This window comes from Microbacterium sp. A84, assembly GCF_051842815.1.
Lineage (GTDB): Bacteria > Actinomycetota > Actinomycetes > Actinomycetales > Microbacteriaceae > Microbacterium.
Window position 1 is genome coordinate 364217 of record NZ_JBPXMS010000004.1, and the last position, 18836, is coordinate 383052.

The 18836-nt window shown below is 66.1% G+C and carries 16 protein-coding genes and 1 other RNA gene; 2 read left to right on the plus strand and 15 right to left on the minus strand.

Annotated features, from left to right (window positions below; translation table 11 throughout):
• Positions 1-112 precede the first annotated feature (112 nt).
• The 3 genes from ACSU04_RS16610 to ACSU04_RS16620 form a co-directional block, all read right to left on the minus strand.
• Positions 113-1396 (minus strand): aspartate kinase, encoded by a 1284-nt coding sequence (locus ACSU04_RS16610; protein WP_439280841.1) that lies wholly within the window; start codon positions 1394-1396, stop codon positions 113-115.
• 89 nt (positions 1397-1485) lie between these two features.
• Entirely contained in the window at positions 1486-2103 is a 618-nt protein-coding gene (locus tag ACSU04_RS16615) for a response regulator (protein ID WP_439290325.1), read from the minus strand.
• A complete protein-coding gene (locus ACSU04_RS16620; protein WP_439290326.1) occupies positions 2100-3299 on the minus strand; it encodes a sensor histidine kinase in 1200 nt (399 codons plus the stop codon). The genes ACSU04_RS16615 and ACSU04_RS16620 overlap by 4 nt, the downstream gene beginning before the upstream one ends.
• Positions 3300-3394: 95 nt before the next feature.
• On the opposite strand from ACSU04_RS16620, the gene ACSU04_RS16625 reads away from it, so the two are divergent.
• Positions 3395-3871: a DUF2871 domain-containing protein gene (locus ACSU04_RS16625; protein ID WP_439290327.1), complete on the plus strand. Its 477-nt coding sequence runs from the start codon at positions 3395-3397 to the stop codon at positions 3869-3871.
• Between the two features lie 9 nt (positions 3872-3880).
• Here the strand turns inward: ACSU04_RS16625 and ACSU04_RS16630 are convergent, their stop codons facing one another.
• The 12 genes from ACSU04_RS16630 to ffs all read right to left on the minus strand — a co-directional run bounded on the left by ACSU04_RS16630 (position 3881) and on the right by ffs (position 17628).
• On the minus strand, positions 3881-4795 hold the full coding sequence (locus tag ACSU04_RS16630) for a DMT family transporter (protein ID WP_439290328.1): 915 nt from the start codon (positions 4793-4795) through the stop codon (positions 3881-3883).
• A gap of 10 nt (positions 4796-4805) precedes the next feature.
• A complete protein-coding gene (gene recR / locus ACSU04_RS16635; protein WP_439280846.1) occupies positions 4806-5399 on the minus strand; it encodes a recombination mediator RecR in 594 nt (197 codons plus the stop codon).
• On the minus strand, positions 5399-7621 hold the full coding sequence (locus tag ACSU04_RS16640) for a DNA polymerase III subunit gamma and tau (protein ID WP_439290329.1): 2223 nt from the start codon (positions 7619-7621) through the stop codon (positions 5399-5401). Before ACSU04_RS16640 ends, recR begins: the two co-directional genes overlap by 1 nt.
• 41 nt (positions 7622-7662) lie before the next feature.
• Positions 7663-8760, minus strand: a complete 1098-nt coding sequence (locus ACSU04_RS16645; protein WP_439290330.1) for a DUF2207 family protein — start codon at positions 8758-8760, stop codon at positions 7663-7665.
• Positions 8760-11258: a glycoside hydrolase family 65 protein gene (locus ACSU04_RS16650; protein WP_439280849.1), complete on the minus strand. Its 2499-nt coding sequence runs from the start codon at positions 11256-11258 to the stop codon at positions 8760-8762. Before ACSU04_RS16650 ends, ACSU04_RS16645 begins: the two co-directional genes overlap by 1 nt.
• Positions 11255-12061 carry an HAD family hydrolase gene (locus ACSU04_RS16655; RefSeq protein WP_439290331.1) on the minus strand — a complete coding sequence of 269 codons (807 nt, stop codon included), beginning with the start codon at positions 12059-12061 and terminating at the stop codon, positions 11255-11257. The genes ACSU04_RS16650 and ACSU04_RS16655 overlap by 4 nt, the downstream gene beginning before the upstream one ends.
• A 95-nt stretch (positions 12062-12156) precedes the next feature.
• Positions 12157-12780 carry an NAD(P)-binding oxidoreductase gene (locus ACSU04_RS16660; RefSeq protein WP_439290332.1) on the minus strand — a complete coding sequence of 208 codons (624 nt, stop codon included), beginning with the start codon at positions 12778-12780 and terminating at the stop codon, positions 12157-12159.
• Positions 12777-14000 (minus strand): acetate/propionate family kinase, encoded by a 1224-nt coding sequence (locus ACSU04_RS16665; RefSeq protein ID WP_439280852.1) that lies wholly within the window; start codon positions 13998-14000, stop codon positions 12777-12779. Before ACSU04_RS16665 ends, ACSU04_RS16660 begins: the two co-directional genes overlap by 4 nt.
• A complete protein-coding gene (gene pta / locus ACSU04_RS16670; protein ID WP_439280853.1) occupies positions 13997-16132 on the minus strand; it encodes a phosphate acetyltransferase in 2136 nt (711 codons plus the stop codon). The genes ACSU04_RS16665 and pta overlap by 4 nt, the downstream gene beginning before the upstream one ends.
• A 22-nt stretch (positions 16133-16154) precedes the next feature.
• Positions 16155-16871 carry a hypothetical protein gene (locus tag ACSU04_RS16675; protein WP_439290333.1) on the minus strand — a complete coding sequence of 239 codons (717 nt, stop codon included), beginning with the start codon at positions 16869-16871 and terminating at the stop codon, positions 16155-16157.
• On the minus strand, positions 16868-17470 hold the full coding sequence (locus ACSU04_RS16680; protein WP_439290334.1) for a rhomboid family intramembrane serine protease: 603 nt from the start codon (positions 17468-17470) through the stop codon (positions 16868-16870). Before ACSU04_RS16680 ends, ACSU04_RS16675 begins: the two co-directional genes overlap by 4 nt.
• A gap of 61 nt (positions 17471-17531) precedes the next feature.
• An RNA gene (gene ffs, locus ACSU04_RS16685) (signal recognition particle sRNA small type) lies at positions 17532-17628 on the minus strand.
• Positions 17629-17852: 224 nt separating this feature from the next.
• Between ffs and ACSU04_RS16690 the strand changes: the two genes are divergently transcribed.
• Positions 17853-18830, plus strand: coding sequence for an AAA family ATPase (locus ACSU04_RS16690; protein ID WP_439280856.1), 978 nt, complete (start codon positions 17853-17855; stop codon positions 18828-18830).
• Positions 18831-18836: the final 6 nt, after the last annotated feature.

Sequence of the window (18836 nt, forward strand, 5' to 3'; positions counted from 1 at the left end):
CACGAGGCACGGCGTCGGGATGCGGATGCCGCGCCTGGCGCCGATGTCAGGGTTCCGGTGAGTCTACCGCGCCGGACGGATGCCGGAGGTCGGCCGGATGAGGATGGTCATCTCAGCGACCGGTGCCGGCGTGCACGACGGCTTCGGCGTCGCCGTCGAGGCCGTAAGCGGTGTGCACGATGCGGGACGCATCGGCGAGGTCGGTGTCGCGCAGCACCACGGAGATGCGGATCTCAGACGTCGAGATCATCTCGATGTTGATACCGGCGGTCGACAGCGCCTCGAAAAGCGTTGCCGAGACTCCGGAGTGCACCCGCATGCCGGCGCCGACGACCGAGAGCTTGCCGATCTGGTCATCGTGGATGAGGCCATCGAACCCGACTTCGGACTGCTCAGCGGCCAGTGCTTTCAGCGCCGCGGAAGCGTCCGCCTTCGGCAACGTGAACGAGATGTCCGCACGGCCAGTGGCCCCAGACACGTTCTGCACGATCATGTCGACGTTGGCGCCGGACTTTGCGACGATCTTGAAAATCTCAGCGGCCTTGCCAGGAACATCCGGCACGCCGACAACGGTGATCTTCGCCTGGCCCATGTCGGTGGCCACGCCTGCGACGATCGGTTCTTCCATGACTTCTCCCTCAGCTTCGCGGGGGTTCTTCATGCCCTCGCCCAGAACGTAAGTGCCTTCGCTTGATGAGAAGGACGATCGTGCGTGGATGAGCACGCCGTGACGGCGGGCGAACTCGACAGCGCGGATGTAGAGAACCTTGGCGCCGTTTGCGGCCAGCTCGAGCATCTCTTCGCTGGAGAGGTGATCGAGCTTCTGCGCACGGGGGATGATTCGCGGATCCGCGGTGTAGATGCCGTCGACGTCGCTGTAGATCTCGCACACGTCGGCGCTCAGCGCGGATGCCAGTGCGACAGCAGTCGTGTCGGAGCCGCCACGGCCGAGTGTGGTGATGTCGCGGGTGTCGCGGTTGAAGCCCTGGAATCCGGCGACGATGACGATCGCGCCCTCGTCGAGCGCTTCCCGCAGGCGAACCGGTGTGACATCGACGATGCGCGCCGAGCCGTGATGGTCATCCGTGATCATGCCGGCCTGACTACCGGTGAACGAGCGTGCCTCGAAGCCCATGGAGTGGATCGCCATGGCGAGCAACGCCATCGAGATGCGCTCCCCACTGGAGAGCAGCATGTCGAGTTCACGCGGTGCGGGGATCGGCGCGACCTCGTTCGCGAGTTCGAGCAGTTCGTCGGTCGTGTCGCCCATCGCGCTCACGGCGACGACGACATCGTGCCCTGCGCGTCGGGTGTCGACTATGCGCTTGGCGACGCGCTTGATGCTCTCAGCGTCGGCGACGGACGAGCCGCCGTACTTCTGCACAATGAGGGCCACGTTCACTCCCAGGGATGTCGGGCAGTTCCGCCCACCGGCCATTCTACTTTCGCCGCGTATGCCGCCAAATGCATGTGACGCTTTGCCGGTCAGAGAAGTCCGAGTCGACGCGCCTCGCTGGCCGCGGCGGAACGGCTGGCGACGCCGAGTTTCTCCAGCAGATGCACGACATGGGTTTTGACTGTGGATTCCGTGATGAACAGTCGTGTGGCGATCTCTTTGTTCGCCGCACCCGCATCGATCAGCAGCAGGACGTCGCGTTCGCGTTCGGTGAGTTCGACGCGCGGTGCGCGCAGAGCCGCGATCAGACGCTCATCGCCGCCCGGCGTGAGAACCAGGGCGCCTGCGGCAGCATCGACGATCGCACGCACGATCGTGTCGGTGTCGACGTCCTTCAGCAGATAGCCGGCAGCTCCGGCCTCGATCGCGCGAATGATCTGCGCATCATGATCGAACGTCGTCAGGATCAGCACGGCCGGGGCATTCGGCAGCCGCCGCAGCTCCGCCGTCGTCTGGACGCCATCCATCCCGTCACCGAGGCGGAGGTCGCACAGGACGACATCCGGTTTCAGCGCGGATGCCATCGCGAGCGACTCTTCGCCGGTCGACGCCTCCCCCACCACGGTGAATCCGCGCGCCTCGATGACGGCACGCAGGCCCGCACGCACCACCGGATGATCATCGATCAGCATGACTCGTGTGCTCATTCGCGGCCTTCCTCCACGGACGCCGCTGCACGCACCGGTACCTGCGCGACAAGAACAGTGCCCTCTCCAGGCGCCGAGCGCACGGTGAGCTCTCCCCCGTACTCGCCCAGCCGCGAGCGCATGGCCGAGAGGCCGTACGACGTCGAAGGCGAAGGCATCGCCGAATCGTCGGGCCGGAAGCCGACGCCGTCATCCGTCACCGTCAGCCGCGCATCCGCCCCCACCATCTCCAGCCGGATCTCGACGGCGTGCGCCTGCGCGTGCTGGCGCACGTTCGCGAGCGCCGATTGCGCGACTCGCAAGAACACCACCTCGATCGGCGTCGGCCACGTCGGCAATTCCTGGTCGGCCCTCAGCGCGGTGTCGACGTCGGTGTCTGCATGCAGTGCGTCTAGCATCCGCGTGAGGGCGGCCGCGAGCGCGGAGCCCTCGAGCTCAGCCGGTGCGAGCGCTGCGACGATGCGGCGAAGGTCGATGAGCGAATGCTGCGCGAGAGACTCGATTTGCGGCATCCGCTCGCTGTCACCGCTGCGCGCCAGCAGCACCATGGAGCTGAGTTCCTGGGCGATCGTGTCATGCAGATCGCGCGCCAGGCGGGTGCGCTCGTGAGTGGCGCCAGCCTCACGCTGAGTGCGCGCGAGCTCTTCCTGAAGCGACGACATCTCCTCCTGTGTGCGCACCAGTGATGCGATGAGGCGATCGCGTTCGACGGCATCTCGAACGAGCGCGTCATAGCCGAGGGATATCGCCAGGGCGAAGCCGCCGCCCAACAGCGGTCCTGCGATGTGGGCGAACGAGATCGACACCTGGTGCAGGATCGGCGCGATGATCGCCGCGGTCAGCACCGGCAGCGCGAAGACGACCGACGGCCAGGCACGCAGCACGTGTCCGGCGAGCAGCAGCAGCGGAAACGCCAACCACACGAACTCGGCCGAAACGACGAGCATCCCCAACCAGAGGATGCCGAGGCCGCACAGCCACCAGCCCGCAAAGCGACCGCGTGTGAAGCGCGCCCCGGCCCCGTAGCAGGCCAGGAAGGCGCCCGCTGAGAGCATGGCGGGCAGCAGCGGCACGCCGACAGTGATGGCACGCAACGCTGTCACCACGGCCAGCAGCACGGTGATCAGATGCAACGCGAAACGCGCTGAGGTGAGCATCCGCCGCCGAGCAGGATCGGTGACGGCTGGAGCAGACATGATCCGATCATGCCTCGTTCTGCGTCGAGATGTGCAGTCTGGATATCGATCTTTCGATGGATGCTGCACGCGCGGCGGCCGCGCACGCTGGAACTATGACTATTGAAACCGTTCCCGTCCCGCGCGGCGTTTCGCGCACCGCCCAGATCGTCCTCCTGCGTGCCGTCGCCGCCTACACGCTGTTGGGCCTCGCCGCCGGCCTCTTCTACCGTGAGTTCACCAAGGCCAACGGCTTTCCCGAGGGCCTGATGGGGCAGCTGGGGCTCGCGCACACGCACATCCTCACCCTGGGGATGATCGTGCTGCTGATCGTGCTGGCGCTGGAGAAGACGTTCGCGCTGTCATCGAGCAGACTGTTGCGTTGGTTCTTCTGGGTCTACAACATCGGCGTCGTGCTGACCAGCGCGATGCTGATCTGGCACGGGATGCTGCAGGTGCAGGGCCTGGAATCGTCCAAGATGATCGCCGGCATCGCCGGGATCGGGCACATCCTGATCGGCGCAGGCTTCGTCCTGCTGCTGCTCAGTCTGCGCGCAGTAATTCGTCGGGAGCCTGCCGCATCGCAGGGCTGAGTGTGAGACTCAGGGCATCTGCGGCGGCGGTAGCGCCTTCTCTCGGGCACGCAGCCGCCCGCCGGTGCCTGCGAACCAGCATCCGATGATGATGAGTGGGAATCCGATCAGCAGACCCGGCGTCAGCGGCTCGGAGAGCACGATCGCGCCCAGGATGATCGCGACAACCGGATTGACGTAGGTGAACAGGGGCGCACGGACCGGGCCCACTTCGCGGATCAGGGCGAAGAACACCAGGAACGCGACAGCAGTGCACACGAGCGCGAGGATCACGAGCGCGACCGTGGCTGACACCGTCGGCACCTCGTGCTGGGTGGCAAGTGCGATCGGCAGGTAGAAGATGCCGTTGGCGATGAGCGCGAGGGTGATGACGCCGAGCGATGGCGCCGCGCCCAGCTTCTTCGCCACGATGAACGGCGCTGTGGCGTAGAGCACCGCGACCAGCAGAACTTCACCAGCGGCAAGCAGGTTGCCGCTGGCAAGCCCTGGCCCCGCCACCACCACGAGGACGCCGATGAATCCGATGGCCAGACCGATCACGCGTGCGGGCTTGAGGACGCCGCGATCGCCACCGACGAGTGCGATGATCACGGCGAACAACGGCACGGTGGCAACGAGGAGTCCGGTGAGCCCGGATGGCAGCGTCATCTCTGCGTGGCCGAGCAATACAAACGGTCCGGCGATCTCTACCGCAGCAAATGCCAGCACCCACCGCCAGTGTGGCAGCGCTGCTTTGAGTGCTCCGCTACGGATCGCGAACGGCAGCAGCGCGAGCGCGCCGATGATCGCGCGACCGGCAACGATCGCCGGTGGGGAGTAGGACTGCACCGCGATGCTGATGAACAGATACGGGATGCCCCACAGCACGGCCATGGCACCGAACAGCAGCCATCCCTTTCGGGTAAAACCGCCGTGGGCGTTCATTTTGCGGTGGTCACAGCGTGCGCCGGCCCTCGAACGCGCGACCGAGCGTGACCTCGTCGGCGTACTCAAGATCGCCGCCGACCGGCAGGCCGGATGCCAGGCGCGAGACAGTGATCTGCATCGTGGTGAGCAGGCGGCTCAGGTAGCTTGCCGTCGCCTCGCCCTCAAGGTTCGGGTTCGTCGCCAGAATCACTTCCTGCACTGTGCTGTCAGCGAGTCGCGTCATCAGCTGAGTGATGCGCAGGTCATCAGGGCCCACGCCTGCGATCGGGCTGATCGCTCCACCGAGCACGTGGTAAAGACCACGGAACTCGCGTGTGCGTTCGATCGCTGATACGTCCTTCGCATCTTCGACAACGCAGATCAGCGCCGGATTGCGGCGGGGATCACGGCAGATCGAACAGCGATCCTGCTCGGAGACGTTGCCGCAGACCTCACAGAAGCGCACTCTGGCGCGGACGTCGGCGAGCAGTTCCGCCAGCCGCGCGACATCAAAGGATGGTGTCTGCAAGATGTGGAACGTGATGCGCTGCGCGGACTTCGGCCCGATACCGGGAAGACGCCCGAATTCGTCAATGAGTTCCTGAACGATGCCGTCGTACATCAGGCGAACCTCGTCGGAGGCTCGTAGGGCTCTTCGCGCACGAAGGTCGCGCCGAGCACCTGGCGGATGACAGCCTCGCCGTAGCGCTGTACGCCTCCGTTGCCCGCCTTGGGCGGGGTGGCGGGAGCAGTGCGCTGCGGCGCGGGCGCAGAAGGAGCCGCCTGAGGAGCGGGTGCCTGGTGAGCCGGTGCCTGCGGGGTCGGGATCTGCGGAGCCGATGCCTGCGGGGGCATCGGAGGATCGTAGGGTGGCGGCTCGTCGTCGGGGTACGGCGCCTCGTCGTCGCTCGGCATCGGCGGTTCATCGCGATCCGTGGCGCCGTCGCTCGGCGGCAGGGGCGCGGATGCCGCGGACTCCACCTCTGCAGGCTCCTCAACGACCGGGAACTGCGGCTGCGGCGCAGCCACTTCCGCGCTGGGAATTGCGGCAACCGCCCACTCTGTGACGGGCGTCGATGCGGCTGCCTGCTGCGGCGCGGGCGTCGCAGCAGACTTCGGCGCGGTGCGCACAGGAGCAGGCTCGGCGGCCTCGGATAACGCCGTCGGCGGCAGCGGCGCAGGGCGATACTTCACACGTACGCCGAGTTCCTGATCGATGGCAGCGCGAAGGTGATCGGATGCTCCGTCACCGGGCGCCGTGCCCTTGAACTTCGCGACGTCCTGCTGCCCAGCGAAGCCGATCGTCAGAACCTCGGATGCGGTGTCAAAGTCGAGCGGCTGCACCGTGGTGACCAACAGCCACGACGTGCGACTCACGTCTTCGAGCCGCGTGAGGATGGCCGGCCACGACGAGCGGATGCGTTCGAAATCGACCGGTCCGGACACGGTGGGTGCGGGTGCGGGTTCGGGCTCTGGTTCGACGGGTTCAGGTTCGAGTGCGGGTTCAGGCTCGACGGGTGCTTCGACGGGCTCAGCGACCGGAGTGGCAGCGACCGGCGCCGCTACGACCGGCGCAGCGACGACGGGCTCAGCGACCGGGGCCGCTACGACCGGCGCAGATACGACTGGTGCGGCAGCCGGCGCAGCAACGACCGGCGCAGCGACAACAGCCGGTACAGCAGCGGGCGCGACGCCAGCCACCGCAACGCCCTGCACCGCAACGCCCTGCACCGCAACGCCCTGCCCTGCGGCGCTCAGCACCCGGGCGATCATGAGTTCCAGGTGCAGACGGGGGGATGTGGCTCCCGCCATGTCATCCAGAGCGGCGCTCACGACGTCGGCGGTACGCGAGAGGCGCGCCGCACCGTACGCGGTGGCCTGTGCGCGCATGCGGATCAGCTCGTCTTCGGCCAGGCCGCGCAGCACGGCGGAGGCACCGTCGCCGACCGCGGCGATCACGATGAGGTCGCGCAGTCGCTCCAGCAGATCATCGACGAAGCGGCGCGGGTCTTGCCCTGTCTGCACCACTCGATCGATCGCGGGGAATGCGGCGGCGGCATCGCCCGCGGCGAGCGCCTCGACGATCTCATCCAGCAGCGCACCGTGCGTGTAACCGAGCAGCGACACAGCGCGTTCGTATGCGACCGTGTCGGTGTCAGAGCCCGCGATCAGCTGGTCAAGCAGCGACAGCGTGTCACGAGGCGATCCGCCACCGGCACGGACAACGAGCGGCAGCACACCCTGTGCAACCTTGACGCCCTCTTCCACACAGAGCTTCTCGACGTACTCGAGCATCGCCGCCGGTGGCACCAGCCGGAACGGATAGTGGTGCGTACGAGAGCGGATGGTGCCGAGCACCTTGTCGGGCTCGGTGGTCGCGAAGATGAACTTGACGTGTGCCGGCGGCTCTTCGACGAGTTTCAGCAGCGCATTGAAGCCTTGAGGCGTGACCATGTGCGCCTCGTCGAGGATGAAGATCTTGAAGCGATCGCGGCTGGGGGCGAAGGTCGCCCGCTCGCGCAGGTCACGGGCATCGTCGACACCATTGTGGCTCGCCGCATCGATCTCGACGACGTCGAGGGATCCTCCACCGGCGCGGGACAGCTCTACACAGCTCGGGCACGTGCCACACGGGGTGTCGGTGGGACCCTCCGCGCAGTTCAGACAACGGGCGAGAATACGTGCTGAGGTGGTCTTTCCGCAGCCGCGAGGACCGGAGAAGAGATAGGCGTGCCCGACCCGGTCGCTGCGCAACGCGGTCATGAGCGGATCAGTCACCTGGGACTGCCCGATCATCTCGCCGAAGTTCTCGGGGCGGTAGCGGCGGTACAGGGCTGTGGTCACTTCCCCAGCCTACGGCGTACCGCCGACACCAAGGTGAGCGATCAGGAGGAGATCGCGTCGAGGACCCCGCCGACCGCCTCGAAGACGCCCCCGACGACTTCGACGACGCCCCCGGTCGCATCCACCATGTCTCCGACTGCAGAGACGAGCATCACCACACCTCCGACGAGCTCGATCACCTCGAACACAGATCCGGCAACCCCGAGCACACCGTCAGCGACATTCAGCGCACCCAGTTCTTCCGACTCCGTCTTGAGGATCTTGGCCCACGACGTCTCCAGGCCGAACAGCACCGCGTAGGGCAGCAGCCGCTCGTTCAGGAGGTAGCGCTCCAACTTCTCCTGCCTGGCCTCAGCCGACACGTCGCCGCGCATCTCGGCACCGTGCACAGATTGGGAGAAACGCAGCGGCTCTGTCTCGGCGAGCGCGATGTATTCACGTAGCCCGGCCAGATGTGCGCGCAGCGGCTCTGCCGGTGCCAGAAATCGACGCCAGGGACGGGGAACCACCGACACCGCCGCAATCGCGACGAGGAACGCCCCGAACGAGATACCGAAAGTCGCCGGGTCCCCCGCTCCGTCATCCACTGACAACGCCACGCTGAACAGGATGAAGCTCACCACGATCGTGATCCATCCGAAGATCCGGATCAAGACGACGGGCCAGACCGCTCGCCCCGTCTGGAGAAGACCCGCATCCGCCAGCCGCTTCTCCACGCCACGCATCAGCGTGCGCAGCGTCCGTTTCTGGGCACGCCCGTCTGCGGTGAAGCGCCGTACTCGACCCGAGGCGTGGCCTGGGCCGAAGAGCGCCTCGAGAACGGCCAGTTCGTCGGCGCTGAACACTGCGCCGTCGATCACCTCAACACCGATCGGAGCACGAGTACCGTCGTTCTTCTCGCGCGTCGGGGCGAGAAGTCTGATCTTGCGTTGTACTGCCATGTCGATCAGCGCGGCGGGAACGGCTTTGCGGTCGGCTCTTACCAGGAACGCGTCATACAGCACGGTCGCCCCGGGCGCGGGTGCGAACTGCGCGCCCGTCGATGAGGGCATCCGCGTGGCCCGGACCCGAGCGACGATCGCGAGCACCAGAAGCGCCAGCGCCGGGACAAGCCCGAGAACGAGCGCGACGACCAACATCAGTCTTCGACCACACCCATGATCGGCATGGTCGTCGTGATGACCGGGACGGATGCCGAGAGCCGCGTGCCGTCGTCGCGCCGTGCGTCCTGGAACTGTTTCAGCGTCGGCCGCCCCGGCAGCAGCGGGCCTTGATCGGCGAGCGCGACCACGACGTCCTTGCCTGGCGCCACCGTATATTCGGTTCCACGCACGGTGAATGAGACTGGTTCTCCCGAGCGGGCAACGACGCGCAGTTCATCTCGCGTCACCGTCACCTGCAGAGCAGTGCCCTGCCACTGCAGCGGATACGACAGCGATGGCCAGTCCGCAGGCAATCGTGGGTCAAAGCTCAGTTCACCCGCGTGATCGCGCATGCCGCCGAAGCCGGACACCAGAACGCTCCAGACACCGCCGGCCGATGCCACATGCACACCGTCGGCAGCGTTGTGATGCAGATCGCCGAGATCGACGAACAGTGACTGCTCGAAGTACTCCCTGGCGAGGTTCTGATATCCGACCTCGGCCGCGAGGATCGATTGCACGACGGCTGACAGCGTCGAGTCGCCGGTCGTCAGCGGGTCGTAGTACTGGAAGTCCGCGAGTTTCTCCTCGGGGGTGAAGTGGTTGCCCTGCAGGAACAGCGCAAGCACGACATCCGCCTGCTTGAGCACCTGGAACCGGTAGATAACCAGGGGATGAAAGTGCAGCAGCAGCGGACGCTGATCATCGGGCGTGTGGTCCAGATCCCAGACTTCGCGCTCCAGGAACATCGCGTCCTGAGGGTGGATGCCGAGGCTCTCGCTGAACGGGATGACGATGGCCTCTGCGGCGCGGTCCCACGCATCCGGCTCGCCTTGGCCGACCCCGGTGCGCTCGACGAGCGCCGCGTATGCCCGGGGATGGTCCTCGGCGATCTCCCGCACGACGCGTGCGGCGTAGCGAAGATTATGGCGTGCCATCACGTTGGTAAAGAGGTTGTCGTTGACGACGGTCGTGTACTCATCAGGGCCGGTCACACCGTGGATGTGGAACGTTTCCTCCGGGATGTTTGAGCCCCCGTTGGACGTCCGCCAGAATCCGAGCGTCGCCCAGAGCCTCGCCGTTTCCACGGCGATGTCAGCCCCCTCTCGTCGAAGGAACTCCTCGTCTCCCGTGGCACGGACGTACTTGCCGAGCGCGAAGTTCACGTCGGCGTTGATGTGGTACTGCGCGGTGCCGGCGGCGTAGTAGGCAGAAGCTTCCTCGCCGTTGATGGTCCGCCACGGGAACAGCGCGCCCGCCTCGTTGAGCTGGCCGGCGCGGCGACGAGCCGCAGGCAGCATCAGCACACGCGCGCGCAGCGCATTGCGGGCCCATTGCGGGCTCGTATAGGTAAGGAACGGCAAGACGTAAATCTCGGTGTCCCAGAAGTAGTGACCGCTGTAGCCGGATCCGGTGAGGCCCTTGGCCGGAACACCTGATCCGTCCGCGCGCGCAGATGCCTGAGCCAGCTGGAACAGACACCAACGGGTCGCCTGCTGCAGATCGTCATGCCCCTCGATCACGACATCCGAACGTTCCCAGAACGCCGCCAACCACTCCCGCTGACGCTCGAACTGGTAGTCCACACCCTCCACAGCCGCTCGGTCGAGCGAGCGACGGCAGCGGTCGACGAGCTCTCTCGCAGGCATCCCGCGAGAGGTGTGGTAACTGACGAGCTTCGTGATCCGAATCGGGATGCCGGCCTTCGCCTGCACGCGGAAGACGTGCTTGGCGATGTCGGGTTCGACCAGCATGCGAACGCTGTAGTCGTTATCGGTCTCGATCACGTGATCGGCGACCGCGGCGACTGTCATGCCGGAATCAGTGGTCTCATACGACAGCACTGAACGCAGACCGTCTTGCCAGTACTCCGCTGGCTGCAGCACTCGCTCGGTGATCCGCTCGGTCTTGCGCGGGTCGAACCCCTTCTTCTGCGCAGCATCCGGTGTGCCGGCGTAGACGTTCCCGCCGTCCTGCCGGTTCAGCAGCTGGCAGGAGACCGTCACCGGGGCATCCGCGTTCTCTACCGTGATCTCGAGGCGAAGGATCGTGAGATGACGTTCTTCGAAGCTGACCATGCGCTCGTCACGGATGTGGATGCGCTTACCGGACGGCGTATCCCACACAAAGCTGCGCGCCAGCACGCCGGTGCTCATGTCCAGGGTGCGGGTGTAGTCACGCACCTCTGATTCCTCGAAGGAGATCGGCTCATCATCGACGTAGACGCGCATGATCTTCGCATCCGGTGCGTTGACGATCGTCTGGCCGACCTCAGCGAAGCCGAAGGCCTGCTCCGCATGCCGAATCGGCCAGGTCTCGTGCAGGCCGTTGATGAAGGTGCCGTGCTCGTGTGCGCCGCGCCCTTCGATGTGGTTGCCACGCAGGCCGAGATAGCCGTTTCCGACCGTGAACATGGTCTCTGCGACGCCGTCGTCTGCATAACGCGTCTCGATGAGGCGCCAGGGGTCGACGGGGAAGCGGTCACGATCGATCATGCGGTCTCCGAGGTTTCGGGCAGAGAGGTTTCGGGCAGAGAGGTTTCGGGCAGAGAGGTTTCAGGCTGAGGAACGTCAATCAGAAGGCTGGCAAGGTCATCGACGATGGAGGTGGCACCGACAGCGCGTAGGTTGTCGGCACCTGCACCACGGTCGACTCCGACGATGACGGCGTAGCCGGCGGATGCCGCGGATGCGACGCCGGACACGGCATCCTCCACTGCCACGCTGTGCTCCGGATTCACGCCCAGCGCGACGGCACCGGCGCGGAACATATCGGGCGCAGGCTTCGAGGCAAGGCCCTCGCGCTCGGCAACCGCGCCGTCGACGACGATGGTGAAGAAATCCCGGATGCCGGCTTTCGCCAGCACTTCTTCCGCATTCTTCGAGCTGGACACGACGCCCAGCGGGATGCCTGCGTCGCGAAGCTGTGCGATGAGCGCGAGCGACCCCGGGTACGCAGCGATGCCCTCACGTCGAAGGGATACGGAGAACGCGGCGTTCTTGCGATTGCCGATGCCGCAAATCGTGTCGGTTTCCGGCAGATCATCCACGTGCCCCCACGGAATCTCAACGTTCCGGCTGCGCAGCAGGCTCGCGACTCCGTCGTAGCGCTTCTTGCCGTCAACGTAGGCAAAATAGTCAGCGTCGGTGTACGCCGGGGCGATTCCCCACTTCGCGAACACCTCGTCGAATACGTTCTGCCAGGCGCGCATGTGCACCTCGGCAGTGGGCGTCAGCACGCCATCCAGATCGAAGAGGATGCCTTCGGCACGGCTCAGGTCGGGCAATGTCTGGGACATTCAAAACTCCCATCGGCTCGGTGGTCTCAGTGGTGGAGCGACACCTCAACGTGCCTGTGTGCCAGCGTAGTGCGGGGCGCTGAACAGGGTAAGGGTTACGCGCCAAGCGGAGCCAGGCCCACCGAGGTGCGACTGTAAACCTGGGGCTGCTCGACTGCTTTAACGAGGAAATCGGCGACGGACGCACGCGGGATCGCGCGGTTCATCGCGGGCGCCCCGGTGAAGGTCTCGACATACTCGACGGCTTCGCTGTTGCTCAGCGTGGTGGGGCGCGCGACGGTGACGTCGAGGCCGGCATCCGTGATGTGGCGCAGTGCCGCACGATGATCGGCGAGCGGATGCCGCAGCACCCACTGCACTCCGCGGCCGATGATCCCATCCAGCTCACCGTCGACACCGAGAGACGCGCAGTAGGCGATCCTGCTGACACCGCCCTGTTGCATGCCGGCGACGATGTTCGCTGTCATCCGCTCAAGTTCGTCAGATTTCTTGAGGCCGGTAGACGGGGCCAGGCACGAGATCACGGCATCCTGTCCCTCGATCGCGGATGCCACGGCAGACGCGTCGAACGCATCTCCCTGCCGCACCGTCACCCCCTCGCGATATTGCAATTTCTCGGGTGTTCTCACGAACGCCGTCACCTCGTGACCAGCCTCTGCGGCACGGCGCACCACGTGCTGACCGACTCCGCCGGTTGCTCCGAAGACGATGATCTTCATGCGAGACTCAGCGTCTGTCGTGCGATCTCGAGTTCTTCATCCGTCGGCACGACCAGCACCTCGACGCGCGACGCATCGGTGGAGATTCTGCGGATGCCTGAGCCTCGTGCCTGGTTGCGCGCGTGATCGATCTCGACGCCGAGGAACCCCAGAGTGGCCAGTGCCTCGGCGCGCACGCGCGCGGCGTTCTCGCCCACGCCCGCGGTGAACGAGATGACGTCGACGCCGCCGAGCTGGGCCATGTAGGCGCCGGCATAGGCGCGCAGGCGGTGAATGTAGACGTCGAACGCGAGGGTCGCGGCATCCTCACCCGCGTCGACGCCCGCGAGGATGTCACGCATGTCGCTGCGTCCGGCGAGCCCAGTCAGACCGCTCTGCTTGTTCAGCATCGTGTCCAGCTCGCGGCTGGTCATCTGAGCGACCCGGCCGAGGTGCAGCACGACTGCGGGGTCAATGTCGCCGGAACGGGTTCCCATCACCAGTCCCTCGAGCGGGGTCAGCCCCATCGACGTCTCCACCGAGCGTCCACCGTCGACGGCGGTGACCGAGGCTCCGTTGCCGAGGTGGAACACGATCTGCCGCAGATCTGCCAGGGGACGATCCAGGAACAGTGCGGCCTGCTCGGAGACGTACTTGTGGCTCGTGCCGTGGAATCCGTAACGGCGGATGCGGTGTCGGTCCGCGAGCGCGCGGTCGATCGCGTAGGTGTACGCGGCCGGAGGCAGGGTCTGATGGAAGGCGGTGTCAAAGATGGCCACGTGCGGGACGTCGGCGAAGGCCCGCCGTCCGGCTCGAATTCCGGCGACGGCGCCGGGATTGTGCAGCGGCGCCAAAATCGAGAGGTCCTCGATGTTGATCTCGATCAGGTCGTCGATGAGTGTGGGGGCGAAGAACCTCGCCCCGCCGTGCACGACGCGGTGCCCGACGGCGATGGGCGGATGCTCCGCGAGCTGCGGTCCGTGCTCGGCGAACTGCTCGAGCATGACGGCCATGGCCTCGTTGTGGTCGGCGATCGGTCGCTCACTGCGGTGCGTCGCACTCAGCAGCGTCTGGGTGGGTTCTCCCTCAACCGCGAGATGGCGGACGGTGTGGGAGATCTCGCCGGATTCCTGCCCGATCCGCTCGATGAGCCCTTCGCCGAGCGGCACCTCGCGCTCCATATCCATCAGGCTGTATTTCAGCGAGGAAGATCCGCTGTTGATGACAAGGACGACGCTCATGAGGATGCTCCCTGCGCTGCGCCGGCTGCACCCTGCGCCTGGATCGCGGTGATGGCGACGGTGTTCACGATGTCGTCGACCAGAGCGCCGCGGCTGAGGTCGTTGATCGGCTTGTTCAGCCCCTGCAATACCGGCCCCATCGCCACCGCACCGGCAGAGCGCTGCACCGCTTTGTACGTGTTGTTGCCGGTGTTGAGGTCGGGGAATATGAACACCGTGGCGCGGCCAGCGACGGCCGAGTCCGGCAGCTTCGCCTTCGCGACCGCAGCATCGGCCGCGGCGTCGTACTGGATCGGTCCCTCCACCGGCAGCTCGGGAGCGCGCTCACGCACGAGCGCGGTCGCCTCGCGGACCTTGTCGACGTCGGCGCCGGTGCCCGACTCCCCCGTCGAATACGACAGCATCGCCACACGCGGTTCGATTCCGAACTGCTGCGCGGTCTCGGCAGAGGAAATCGCGATGTCGGCAAGTTGGATGCTGGTGGGATCGGGAATCACGGCGCAGTCGCCGTAGACCAGCACGCGATCGGCGAGCGCCATGAGGAACACGCTCGATACGACATCCACTCCCGGCCTGGTCTTGATGATCTCGAATGAGGGACGAATCGTGTGCGCCGTGGTGTGCGTCGCACCGGAGACCATGCCGTCAGCGAGCCCGAGGTGCACCATGAGCGTGCCGAAGTACGAGACGTCGGTGACGGTGTCTGCCGCCTGCTGAACAGTGACCCCCTTGTGCGCCCGCAGCCGGGCATACTCCTCCGCGAAACGCGCGACGTACTCCGGATCGGTCGGGCTGATGATCTGGGCCACCGAGACGTCAATACCCAGCTCGATCGCACGTGCATGGATGGCAGCCTCGTCCCCGAGGATCGTCAGGTCGGCGACATCGCGTGCGATCAGCGACGCCGCCGCCCGCAGAATGCGATCGTCTTCACCCTCGGGCAGCACGATGCGCTTGCGGTCGGCGCGCGCGCGTTCGATGAGCCCGTACTGGAACATCAGTGGCGTGACCACGCGCGACTCGGCGAGCCCGAGCTGAGTGGTGAGCTCAGTGATGTCGACGTGGGTCTGGAAGAGTCCGAGCGCCCGGTCGTAGCGATGCCGGGAGTCGGCTGCGAGACGCCCGCGCGCGCCCATCACACGCACGGCCGTGTCGTAGGTGCCGTGATCGGTGGCGATGATCGGCAGCGACGAGGCGAGCCCATCGAGCAGCTGTTCGATCGCCGCGGGGAGCGGGAACGGTCCGTTCAGAATGACGCCGGCGACCGAGGGGAAGGTGCCTGCGGCATCCGCGAGAAGAATTGCCAGCAGTACTTCGGTGCGGTCCGCAGGAATCACCACGACCGCATCCTCAGTGAGGCGCGGCAGGACGTTCACCATCGACATGCCAGCGACGACGACGCTGAGCGCCTCCCGGGTCAGCAGTTCCGGGTCACCCTTGACCAGGCGACCGTCCACAGCGGCCAGGATGCCACGGATCGAGGGCGCGACCAGTTTGCGATCCTCCGGGATCGCCCAGACCGAGGTCTCTCCTGCTCGTGCTGCACGCACCGCGTCGATGGTCTGCGGCAGAGCATCCGGGTCGGATCGGTTCACGATCACGGCGAAGAGCTCGGCGCGCTCCTCCTGCAACTCGGAGAGCGCGAGCGCCGCGATCTGTCCGACCGCTTCCGGTGTGCGCGCCGTGGACGTTCCGAGCTGTTCGGCATGGGGCTGCTGACCGCGCCCGCCGAGGACAAGCAGCACAGGAGCTGCGAGGTTCGCGGCGATGCGCGCGTTGTATCCGAGCTCCGCCGGGCTCGCGACATCCGTGTAGTCGCTGCCGATGATGACGACCGCGTCACACTGCGCTTCGACCGCCTTGAAACGGGAGACGATGGTGGCGAGTGCCCGGTCGGGAGCGTCGCGCACATGGTCGTAGGTGACGCCGATGCAGTCTTCGTAATCGAGGTGCACGCCATCGTGGGCGAGCAGCAGCTCGAGCACATAGTCACGCTCTTCGGATGACCGCGCGATCGGGCGGAAGACGCCGACCCGGGGAGTCACTCGCATGAGCGCGTCAAGCACGCCCAGTGCGATGGTGGACTTGCCTGAATGTCCCTCGGCCGAGGTGATGTAGATGCTCCGTGCCACAGAGCCACCCTATGCCCGTCTGCTATGCCGGGCAGGCACCCGACAGCGCGTCGACCACCAGGGTTGCGTCGTCTTCGAACTGTGCGTAGTGGTTGGGGTCGGTGTTGATCTGCACGCGGTGGATCGCCTGGGTCGGCTCCATCTGCTGCCAGCCGGCGAGGCCTGCGAGCCGGCCGAAGAACAACGCCGCAGCGGAGGCCGGGTCCATCCGCTCCTGCGGGCTCCCCCACCACTCCTGCTGCTGGAACAGCCCGATGCTGCTCGTGCGGGTGCCATCCGGGTTGGTGATGCCGGACGTCTCCCAATCGCCGTAGTCGATGTTGTGCAGGCTGCTCTCCCCCATCGCTGCCATCACACCGAGAATCTGGCCGTCGCGTTCGAGCTGCTGCGCTTTGGCCGTCCGAACGATGATCGCGGCGTTTTCCAACTGCCCGCCCTGCCAGCCGGCCACGCCCTCAGCAGGGAAGGCAGCGGTGTCGTCGACACAGACTCTGAGCGGATCCTTCGAGGTCGCCACCGGGATGAGCACGATCAGGAGCGCGGCGAGCGTGAGCGTGCCGAGGGTCAGGATGACCGGTCGCGCGGAGCGCCGCGTCTTTTTCGTCGACTTCTGCGTCGACTTCGTCTTCGTCGACTTCTGCGTCGGCGTCATCCGCGTCGGCGTCATCCGCGTCGGCGTCTTCCGCGTCGGCGTCTTCCGCGTCTTCCGCGTCTTCTTCGTCGTCGTCCGAGTACTCACGTAGTGCGATCTCTGGGTCGCCGTGCTCCGGCGAGCGCGGCCACGCCGCCGCCGATCGCACCGAACAGGTGCGCCTGCCACGAGATGCCGGTACTCACACCGACGATGCCGGCCAGCATCGAGCCGCCGTAGAGCACGATGATGATGAGCGCGATGAGCGCGTAGGCGATGCGGTGCGCGATCGGACGCGGCGAGAACACTCTCACGACGACGTACGCGAAGTAGCCGAACACGAGACCGGATGCCCCGACAGTCAGTGTGCCCGGCGCGTTGACGAGCCAGGTGCCTGCACCGCCGATGAAGGCGACGACAAGGGTCACCAGCCAGAAGCGGCGAGCGCCCTCGATCGCGACGAGGCAGCCCAGCACCAGCAGCGGCAGGCTATTGGCAATAAGGTGCGGCCAGCCGGAGTGAAGCAGCGGCCCGAGCACAATACCGAAGAGGCTCCCGAAGTCCCAGGAGCGTAAGCCGAACCCGGTGAAGGAGCCCGGCAGCACGGCATCCGCAATCTGGATCACCCACATCAGGGCGAGGAGCGCCACCGGCGAGGCGAAGCGTGCGAAAGCAGCGGTGCGTTGCGGTGCGGCGGATGTACTCACACCACGATCCTCGCAGGCGCAGCTGGACAATCGGCCCAAATTTGGCCCGAATCCGGGCAAAAGAAATGACCCTCCGCGCACCCAGCAGAGCCCGGTTACCCTTGCTACGTTTCCGTCCTGGGGGAATTGGCCTGGATGCTGCCACGCGGAGAGCCGAGAAACAGTCTACCCGTCGTGCGGCGTGGTCACGAACGTGCGCCTTACTGACGGCCCGAGCCGCCCGCGCAGCCTCGGTACAGATGTCGGTCGGATGCACACTTGTCGGCTGAGAACTCGGCGTGTCGGCTGGCATCCGTATTCTGAACCGACATTTGTACCGCCCTAGTTGGCCGGACCTGGGGATACGATCGAGTAACACCCAACGCAGGGCGAGAGGCAGTGCATGGACGACACCGGAACGCCGATGACGGCCGAGCAGTTCGCGACACAGACCTCCGCGATCCTTGCGTCCGTCGGCAAAGTCATCGATGGCAAGCCGGAAGCGGTGCGCGGCGCAGTGGTGTGCCTGCTCGCCCAGGGGCACCTGCTCATCGAGGATGTGCCTGGCGTCGGCAAGACGATGCTCGCCCGCGCACTGGCGGCCAGCGTGGACGCCACGGTCCGGCGCATCCAGTTCACCCCCGACCTGTTGCCGGGTGATGTCACCGGCGTCTCGGTGTACAACCCCGTTGATCGCGAGTTCGAGTTCAAGCAGGGCGCAGTCTTCGCCCAGATCGTGATCGCCGACGAGATCAACCGCTCTTCTCCCAAAACGCAGTCCGCACTACTGGAGGCGATGGAGGAGGGCCAGGTCACGGTCGACGGGCACACGCACCCACTGCCTGATCCGTTCCTCGTCGTCGCCACCCAGAACCCGCTCGAGATGGAGGGCACCTACGCGCTCCCCGAGGCGCAGCGCGACCGTTTCATGATGCGCATCTCGATGGGATATCCGGATGCCGCGGCAGAAGCCCTCATGCTTCGCCAGCGTGACAGTGTGAACCCGCTCGCCGCGATCACCCCGGTCGCCGATGCCCACTCGATCAATCGAATGATCGGCTGGGCCCGCGCCGTGCATGTCTCCCCTGCCGTCGAGGAGTACGCCGTCGCGCTGGCACACGCCACGCGGTCCGATCCGAGCCTGCACCTCGGGGCGAGCCCGCGGGCGACGCTGCAGCTTGTGCGCGCCGCCAAGGTCTGGGCGGCACTGGATGGCCGTGACTTCGTGATCCCCGATGACCTCACGACCCTGCTGGCTCCGGTCTTCGCACATCGCCTGCTGCCGGCACGAGGAGTTCACCGTGCCGGCGCGCAACCGATCGAGGCCGCACTCAGCCAGATCGTGGAACGGGTTCGCGTTCCGATTGCGGCCCGAGTCTGACCCAGG